The organism is Mycobacterium sp. E342 (assembly GCF_001667665.1).
Lineage (GTDB): Bacteria > Actinomycetota > Actinomycetes > Mycobacteriales > Mycobacteriaceae > Mycobacterium.
This window is the reverse complement of record NZ_LZJM01000162.1, coordinates 49156-56907: the sequence shown is the minus strand read 5'-3', so window position 1 is coordinate 56907 and position 7752 is coordinate 49156. Positions and strand designations below refer to the sequence as shown.

Sequence of the window (7752 nt, the reverse complement as noted above, 5' to 3'; positions counted from 1 at the left end):
TGCCGATGTGCCCGCCTCTGAGCGAGAAACGGCCCCATCGGCACGTGCGCCGCGAGTTGTCGCTGTGAGGCGGGCACATCGGCATATCCCTCGAATCGCCGGGGGAATCCGTGCCCGCGAAACCGAGTCGCCTCGGATCGGCGGGCGTACCATCAGCTCACGCTCAACGGCGAGCGAGGACGACATGACTCACACCCACACGAGCTCGACCGACGTCGACAAATGGGACCGCGGTCTAACCGAGCACGTCGTCGCGCTGACCCGCCCGATCGTCAAGCACTATTTCCGTTCCGAGGTGCGCGGGCTGGACAACATCCCGGACGGGCCGTCGCTGGTGGTGGGCAACCATTCCGGCGGGATGCTCACGTTCGATCTCCCGGTGTTCGCCGTCGACTATTACGACACGTTCGGCTACGACCGCCCCCTGTACGCGCTGGGGTTCGACAGCATCTTCGCGGGACCGGCCGGCGACTTTTTTCGGCGCACCGGGGTGATCCGCGCGACGCGCGACAACGCCGCCAAGGCATTGGCCGCCGGTGCGGTCGTGTTGGTTTTCCCGGGCGGCGACTACGACGTGTACCGGCCGACGCTGCAGGAAAACGTCATCAACTTCGCCGGTCGAACCGGCTATATCTCCACGGCCCTGGATGCGAGTGTGCCGATCGTTCCCGCCGTTTCCGTGGGCGGGCAAGAAAGCCAGCTGTTCTTGACTCGCGGGCGGTGGCTGTCGCGGCTGCTTCGGCTCGCCAAGCTGGAGCGCAAGCTACTGCGAACGGACCTCGTGCCGATGACGTTCGGTTTTCCCTTTGGGTTCAGTGTCCTCGCCCCGGTGAACGTGCCGCTGCCCACCAAGATCGTCACCGAGGTGTTGCCGCCGATCAATCTCGCCGAATTCGGCGACACTCACGACATCAAGAGCCTGGACGCGCACGTGCGCTGGAAGATGCAAAAGGCACTGAAAGCTCTTGCCGCCCAACGCCGTTACCCGGTGATCGGTTGAGCCCCCGCGAACACCACGTCGGGGTTGAGGATGCCCGCGGGGTCGAAGCTCTGCTTGATGCGGCGCATGAGGTCGACCTTGACCGGATCTTCGAGTTCCAGGAAGTACGGGGTTTTCGCGCGGCCCAGGCCGTGTTCGCCGGAGATCGCGCCGCCCAATTCCATTGCCAGTGCGAAGATGTCGGTCATCAGCTTCTTGCGCGTGGCCGGGTCCTTGCAGAAGATGGCCAGGTGCACGTTGCCGTCCCCCGCGTGTCCGCAGCCCGCTGAGGCGCCACCGGCGGCCGTGGCGAGGCCGCGCGCGGCGGACAGGAACTTCGGCATCGCGGAGCGTGGCACCACGGTGTCGATGATGTCGTCGGCGCCGATCGCCTTGGCCGTCCAGAACGCCTTTTCCCGCGCCTCGATCAGCTTGCGTGCCGAGACGCCTTCCAGCACATAGGCGTCCACGGCGCCCAGCTCGGCCAGCAGCTCGCCGGCCGTCTCGACGTCCTCGTCCAGCCGGTCCGCGGTCCGATTTTCCAGGGCCACAACTAGATACGCGTCGCAGCCGTCGCGGACGCTGTCCGGAATGCCGAGCTCCAGGTTCTGGGTGTGCACGAGGGCGGCCATCGTCACGTTGTCGATGTACTCCAGGATGTAGGGCGCCAGGCCGCTGCCCACCACCTTGGGCACCGCGGCCATGACCTGGTCGAAGTCGGCGAACGGGGCGAGCACGGAGGCGTTGTGGTCGAGCCGCGGGTGCAGCTTGACGGTCACCTCGGTGGCCAGGGCCAGGGTGCCCTCGGAGCCGACGATGAGCTGGGTCAGGTCGTAGCCGGTGGAGATCTTGGCGATCTTGCCGCCGGTGCGGATGAGCTCGCCGGTCGGCAGCGCCGCCTGCAGCCCGAGCACGTTGTGGCGGGCAATGCCGTACTTGACCGCGTTCATGCCGCCGGCGTTGGTGCCGACGTTGCCGCCGACGCTGGAGGACAGCTCGCCCGGGTGGACCATGTAGCGCAGGCCGGTGTCGGCGGTGGCGGCGTCCAGTTCGGTGAGCGTCACCCCGGGCTGGACGACGGCGACCTGGTTGGTGGTGTCAATCTCGAGGACCGCGTTCATGCGCTCGAAGGAGATGAGCAGCCCGTCGGCCCGGGGGATCGCCGCGCCGGACAGGCCGGTTCCGGACCCGCGGGCCGTCACCGGGATGTTGTTGTCCGAGGCGGCCTTCAGCAACTGTGAAACCGCTTCCGCGGTAGCCGGTTTGGCGACGTACGCCGGCCGTTGCGGCGGCTTGGTCAACACCTCGTCGTGCCAGTAGTCCTCGGGGATGGCCTCGCCGGTCAGCAGGTTGTGCTGGCCGACGATCTCGGCGAACCGCGCCGTCATGTCGCTCATCGAAAGCCTCACCTTCTTATGTACCGAAAAGCTTATGCACCGGAGAGCAGACGTCCAGCGGTAACTGGCGGCGTCTCAGTGACTGGCTGGCGCGTGACGCGGAGCCTACGCTTGCGCTGTGGGACAAACGGTGCGTGTGGATAGCGCGGGTGTAGGGGCTATGGCGGCCCGCTGGGGTGCTTTGGTGGAGGGTCTAGACCGCACCGCCGCGCCCACGGGGGTTGGGTTGTCATGTCAGCCCAGCGCCGCCGCCGTCAGCGGTGCCCACATTGATGTCGCGGCGTTCGCTGCGAGATTGGCCGCGCAAGTGGGTACACGCGCCACCCGAGTCAGTCAAGCTGATGCGCGCTAGGTTGCCAACGAAGCCGAATCGGCGACTGACTTTGCTGCGGTGACTCAGTCGGTGACCAGCGTGTAGCGATGGCCGCGCTTGGAGGGGCCCCCAATTTGTCGGCGCTACTAGCCTGGCCCACCGATCATCTCACCGAGGCGGCCGCTCAATGGCAGACCGTTGGCGAGCATAGTTATGCTGTGGCGCATCAGGTTTGGCGAGACGCCGCCTCGGTCGATTGGCTCGGCGAAGCCGCCGACGCATTACGTTGCGCGACGCATGCCGACCTGCAAGCCACGAGCGCAGCAGTCGACCAGTTGCAGGCGGCAACGCGGGCCGCTCGCAGCGGGGCCTCGGATTTGTATGCGGCCCGATCCCGAGTTCGCTACACGGTAGAAGATGCTCGTACAGCGGGATTCGAAGTGGGTGAAGACCTTTCGGTCACCGACCGCATGGGCAGCGGGTCAGCCGCTGAGCGGGCCGCCCGGCAAGCCGCAGCGCAGGCCTTCGCCGGCGAAATTCGTCAAAGCGCCGTGCAACTGGTTAACGTCGATCAACAAGTCGCCAGCAAAATCGCCGCCGCCGTCGCCGGAATCCGCGACACGTTCCCGCAAAAACCCCCCACTATCGACCCTCTGCCACCGGCAACGGCCATATCCGCGCTGTCGATCGTGTCTGGAAACAAGACGGTGGCAACGGTGAACCGAATCCCGGCGGTACCGGCGGCCCCAGCGGGGACGATATCCGTCGAGTGCTTGAGAAACTGCCTGTTGGCGATCGACCAGACGTCAGGGAAGTGCGTTCTGCGCAAGATCTCGAGAATCTGTGGAAGTGGGCAAAACAGCACGGAGTCGAAATGCCGAACGGGTACGGCGACCCCAGCAAAGGGATTCGATACCGGCTACCTGACGGCACGACGATCGGGCAGCGCTGGGCCGCCGAGTCCAACGGAAAACCGGTTGTTGACATCAACATTCCCGATCACGGCGGCTATACAAAAGTTCACATCGACCCGAGAGGTGGCGTACCGGAAATAGCGCCCTCCCCACCGCGTCCTGCTGGCCCGCCTGCGTCCGGAGAACCTGCTGTCACCCCGCAGGCGCCGGCCCGTGCGCCCGTCGAAGCCCCGCCCGCTGTTAAACCCGCCCCAGGCGCCCCAGAGGGTGGGGGAGCAATGCCAGGTTTCGGCGGGCTGCCCCAAACTCCCCTGCAACAGGCCCGCATCCCATCCATATTCCGCATACCTTGGACCACAAATGGCCGCTTCTCGGCGAGATTCCCGAAGAATTCGAAGGCCCACAAGAATGACGATCGAAGCTAACAACCTAAAGAACTGCTACATCGGAGAAAATGATGACCCAGCCCGATGACCGAGATTTAGGGCACAACAAGCCGGAAATTAACGCCGAAGAGTTCCTGCGCAACGAGCTGCTTCTCGACGGGCTGGCAATGTGTGTCCCGATGGCACAGGTCACATCCGTCATGAAACGTCACCACCTCGCCGATACCGTCGAGGACGAGCAAAACTTGGTGCTGCGCACGATTCGATCCCTGCTCGACGACGGCCTCATGAAGATCGGAGACATACTCGGCGCTTCCGATGAACGAGTGGTGCCTTGGGATCTCTCGATCGATGCCGCCATGGATCGCCTCCGTGACCTTTTCGTCGGCCACTACGACGAACCCACGCTGTGGGATTTGGCGATCTGGCTTCAATTGACACCCGACGGCGAAAAACTGGCCGAGTCGCTGAAAGGCGGGCAATAGTCCGACCGTTGAGCTGCGGGGTTCGCGCGCAGAAACCGCGGATGACGCGCCTGCCGGCCGTCGGCGTTTTGATCCCGCAGTGTTTGGCTATCCCGACCGAACAGGAGTTTCAGCATTCCGACAGGAGATCGACACGGACCTCCAAGGAACTCGGTCTTCCCGCGGCCAGGGCACTAACGGGGCGCCCCCGGCGCCGGGCGGGCTCCTTGGCGACGGTCGGTACGAACTGCGCGGCATCTTGGGCCGTGGGGCGATGGCCGAGGTGCGCGACGGCTGGGATCGCAAGCTGGGCCGGCCCGTCGCCATCAAGCTGCTCTATCCCGGGGTGGCCGACCGGCCGGACAGCCGCTTGCGGTTCGACGCGGAGGCGCGCGCGGCCGCGCGGCTGACCGGCCGGCACGTGGTGGTGGTCCACGACGTCGGTGAGCATCAGGGGTTGCCGTTCATCGTGATGGAGCGGCTGCCGGGGGCGTCGCTGGCCGACCACATCGCCCGCGGGCCGCTGCCCCCGGCGTTCGTGTACGCCGTCCTCGACGGCATCCTGGACGCGCTGGCCGAGGCGCATCAGGCCGGCATCCTGCACCGCGACGTCAAGCCGGGCAACATCCTGTTCACCGCCACCGGTGAACCCAAGCTCGCCGATTTCGGCATCGCCAAGACCTCCGGCGCCGCCTACACCCGGGCGGGCGAAGTCGTCGGCAGCATGGCCTATCTGAGCCCCGAGCGGCTGACGTCCAAGCCGGCCACTGTCGCCGACGACCTGTATGCCGTCGGCGTGGTGGGGTATGAGACGCTGACCGGGCGTCGGCCGTTCCCGCAGGAGGACCTGGGCGCGCTGGCGCACGCGATCCTGCACGAGTCGCCGCCGCCGGTTGCCGCGCTGCGCCCGGATGTGCCACCGCCGCTTGCCGCCGCGATCGAACGCGCGATGGCGCGCGACCCGGCCTGGAAGTTCGACCAGGCCGGCGCGATGCGCGCCGCGCTCGCGGGCCGCGCACCCACATTGAGGCCCACCGGCACCCGGGTGATGGACGGCCCGGTCGCCGCGCCGTTGACCTACACATTCGTGGGCGCGCCGCCGGATCCGGCCGCGCCGCGGCGCAAGTGGTGGGTGGCGGCGATCGTTGCCGCGTTCCTGCTCGCCCTGCTTCTGCTCGCGATCGACCCGCCGTTCTCGGCGCCGCCGTCCACGCCGGTCAACACCACGACCACGCCAACGCCCCTGCCCACGACGACGACCACCACACCCACCACGACGACGACGCAGCCGGCGCCACCCCCGCCGCCTCACCCGGGCAAACACAAGGGCGGGCGCGGCGGCGACTGACGGCGATATGGGATCGGTAGCCGGGCGACCTGTGTGTGCTTGGCGAATGAACACGAAGTGGTTTGCCGGCGCTCTGCTGACGGCCGGCATCGGCGTCGGGCTGGCCGCCGGCGTCGCCCAGGCCGACCCGTACGGCCACGTCGGCGGGAACTGCCCCGCCGGGCACACGTGCGGCAAGTGGTGCCCGGGCGAACGGGTGCCGGACAACTTCATCAGCTGGGACATGGGCGTGTGCCACCTCTATTACTACGACTACCGCGGCGTCGTCGACGCCGACACCGGCGCTGTCTACGGGTGGCCGAGCGGGCCGATCACCGCCACCCCGCGGGCGCCGGCGGGCCCGCCCAACTTCAACTGCGGCCTATTCTGGTGCCCGGTGCCGCCGCACGCGTGAGTCGCCGCACGTTAGGTCGGCGCCCAATTCGGGAACCCGCACGGCTGGACGTTGACGACCTAGCGAAAGGACTGCGCATTGACCTCGCGGCTTGGCACCCGGTTCGGGCCCTACGAGCTGCGATCACTGATCGGGGCGGGCGCGACGGGCGAGGTCTACCGGGCACACGACACGGTGAGGGACCGGACGGTCGCGGTCAAGCTGTTGCCCGCCGCGATGTCCGCGGATCCCGGCTTCCAGCAACGGTTTCGGCGGGAATGCGCTGTTGCCGCGGGGTTGCGGGAGCCCCACGTCGTCCCGATGCACGACTTCGGTGCGATTATCGGGGTTTTCTTCGTCGACATGCATCTGGTCGAGGGCGGCAGCCTCAAGGACCTGCTGCGCGAGCGGGGACCGCTGGAAGCGCCGCGGGCCGCGTCGATCGTCGCGCAGGTGGCGCGGGCGTTGGACGCCGCGCACGCCGCCGGGCTGGTGCACCTGGGTGTCCGGCCGGAACACGTGCTGCTGACTCCCGATCACTTCGCGTATCTGGTCGACTTCGGGATCGGGCACGCCGACCCGTCACGCGTCTACATGGCGCCCGAGCGGTTCACCACCGGCCGCGTCGGGCCGCAGACCGACGTGTACTCCCTGGCATGCCTGCTCTACGAGTGCCTCACCGGTCAGCCGCCGTTCGAGACCGCGGACCCCGACGAGCTGAAGCGCGCGCACATGCTGTCGCCGGCGCCGCGGCCCAGCATCATGCGGCGTGGCGTGGGCCGGGCCTTCGACGACGTCGTCGCCCGCGGCATGGCCAAACAGCGCACGGCGCGGTTCGGTTCCGCGGGAGAACTCGCCCGCGCGGCCAGCGAGGCCGTGTCCGAGGTGTACGAGCCGGCGGCGGTCAGCGCTGCCGCGGCGCCGCTTGGCACCCGGCCGTTCGAGGCGGTCTATCCGAATCCCGACGACACGGGGGTCACCCCGTATCCGCCTGCTGACGCGCCTTCGCCGGCGCCGCCGCATCGGTCGTTCGTCGGCCGCGGCCCGCTGGTGGCGGCCGGGGCGGCGGTGGCGCTGGTGATCGTCGGGCTGATCGTGGCGCTGGTCTCGGCTCTGAGTCAGGGCGGTGCGCCGCCGCCGAGGGCGGCTCAGGCGCCATCACCCGCGCCGTCCAGCGCGCCGCCGCCGAAGACGCCGACGCTGTCGGCTCCGGTGCGGGGTGCCGACGGGCTGGGGTTCGTCGGCGAGACGGCCCGCTGCGACCCGGGGAATCCGCCGGCGGCCGTGGTGCGCACCGCCAAGTCGCTGGCCGTGGTGTGTGAAAACCTCAGCGGCAGTTACTACTACCGCGGCGAGCGGATAAGCGACGGCGCGCACATCGAGCTGTCCAACGCCGAGCGCGCCGGGGACGGATTCGACGTCACCAATCCCGTCAACGGTGTGCGCTACGAGGTGCGCCCGGACCGGCTGCGGATCATCAGCTTTGGGCACGTCGATTCGTCGGAGCCGGTGTTGCAGTACGCCACCGCGTCCTGATCGCCACAGCCGCAACGCCCACCCGACAAGGGGACCTTGTCC

Annotated in this window: 7 protein-coding genes; 6 read left to right on the top strand and 1 reads right to left on the bottom strand. The window is 67.9% G+C overall.

The window, feature by feature from the left end:
* Nucleotides 1-184 precede the first annotated feature (184 nt).
* A complete protein-coding gene (locus A5692_RS11720; RefSeq protein WP_068056057.1) occupies nt 185-1000 on the top strand; it encodes a 1-acyl-sn-glycerol-3-phosphate acyltransferase in 816 nt (271 codons plus the stop codon).
* On the opposite strand, the gene A5692_RS11715 is transcribed toward A5692_RS11720, so the two are convergent.
* Nucleotides 982-2376 (bottom strand): FAD-binding oxidoreductase, encoded by a 1395-nt coding sequence (locus tag A5692_RS11715; protein WP_068056054.1) that lies wholly within the window; start codon nt 2374-2376, stop codon nt 982-984. The genes A5692_RS11720 and A5692_RS11715 overlap by 19 nt on opposite strands.
* Before the next feature lie 420 nt (nt 2377-2796).
* On the opposite strand from A5692_RS11715, the gene A5692_RS29830 reads away from it, so the two are divergent.
* From A5692_RS29830 to A5692_RS11690, 5 genes are all read left to right on the top strand, one after another.
* A complete protein-coding gene (locus tag A5692_RS29830) occupies nt 2797-3744 on the top strand; it encodes a hypothetical protein (protein WP_231984299.1) in 948 nt (315 codons plus the stop codon).
* 316 nt (nt 3745-4060) lie between these two features.
* Nucleotides 4061-4474, top strand: a complete 414-nt coding sequence (locus A5692_RS11705) for a hypothetical protein (RefSeq protein WP_156766041.1) — start codon at nt 4061-4063, stop codon at nt 4472-4474.
* 226 nt (nt 4475-4700) lie between these two features.
* On the top strand, nt 4701-5801 hold the full coding sequence (locus A5692_RS11700; protein ID WP_369830287.1) for a serine/threonine-protein kinase: 1101 nt from the start codon (nt 4701-4703) through the stop codon (nt 5799-5801).
* 46 nt (nt 5802-5847) lie between these two features.
* Nucleotides 5848-6195: a hypothetical protein gene (locus A5692_RS11695; RefSeq protein ID WP_068056043.1), complete on the top strand. Its 348-nt coding sequence runs from the start codon at nt 5848-5850 to the stop codon at nt 6193-6195.
* Between the two features lie 78 nt (nt 6196-6273).
* Nucleotides 6274-7710 carry a serine/threonine-protein kinase gene (locus A5692_RS11690; RefSeq protein WP_068056040.1) on the top strand — a complete coding sequence of 479 codons (1437 nt, stop codon included), beginning with the start codon at nt 6274-6276 and terminating at the stop codon, nt 7708-7710.
* Nucleotides 7711-7752 lie beyond the last annotated feature (42 nt).

Excerpts from the sequence above, each read along its gene's own strand:
- A5692_RS29830 (WP_231984299.1), top strand. The coding sequence starts at position 2,797 with ATGGCCGCGCTTGGAGGGGCCCCCAATTTGTCGGCGCTACTAGCCTGG.
- A5692_RS11720 (WP_068056057.1), top strand. The coding sequence starts at position 185 with ATGACTCACACCCACACGAGCTCGACCGACGTCGACAAATGGGACCGC.
- A5692_RS11705 (WP_156766041.1), top strand. The coding sequence starts at position 4,061 with ATGACCCAGCCCGATGACCGAGATTTAGGGCACAACAAGCCGGAAATT.
- A5692_RS11695 (WP_068056043.1), top strand. The coding sequence starts at position 5,848 with ATGAACACGAAGTGGTTTGCCGGCGCTCTGCTGACGGCCGGCATCGGC.
- A5692_RS11715 (WP_068056054.1), bottom strand. The coding sequence starts at position 2,376 with ATGAGCGACATGACGGCGCGGTTCGCCGAGATCGTCGGCCAGCACAAC.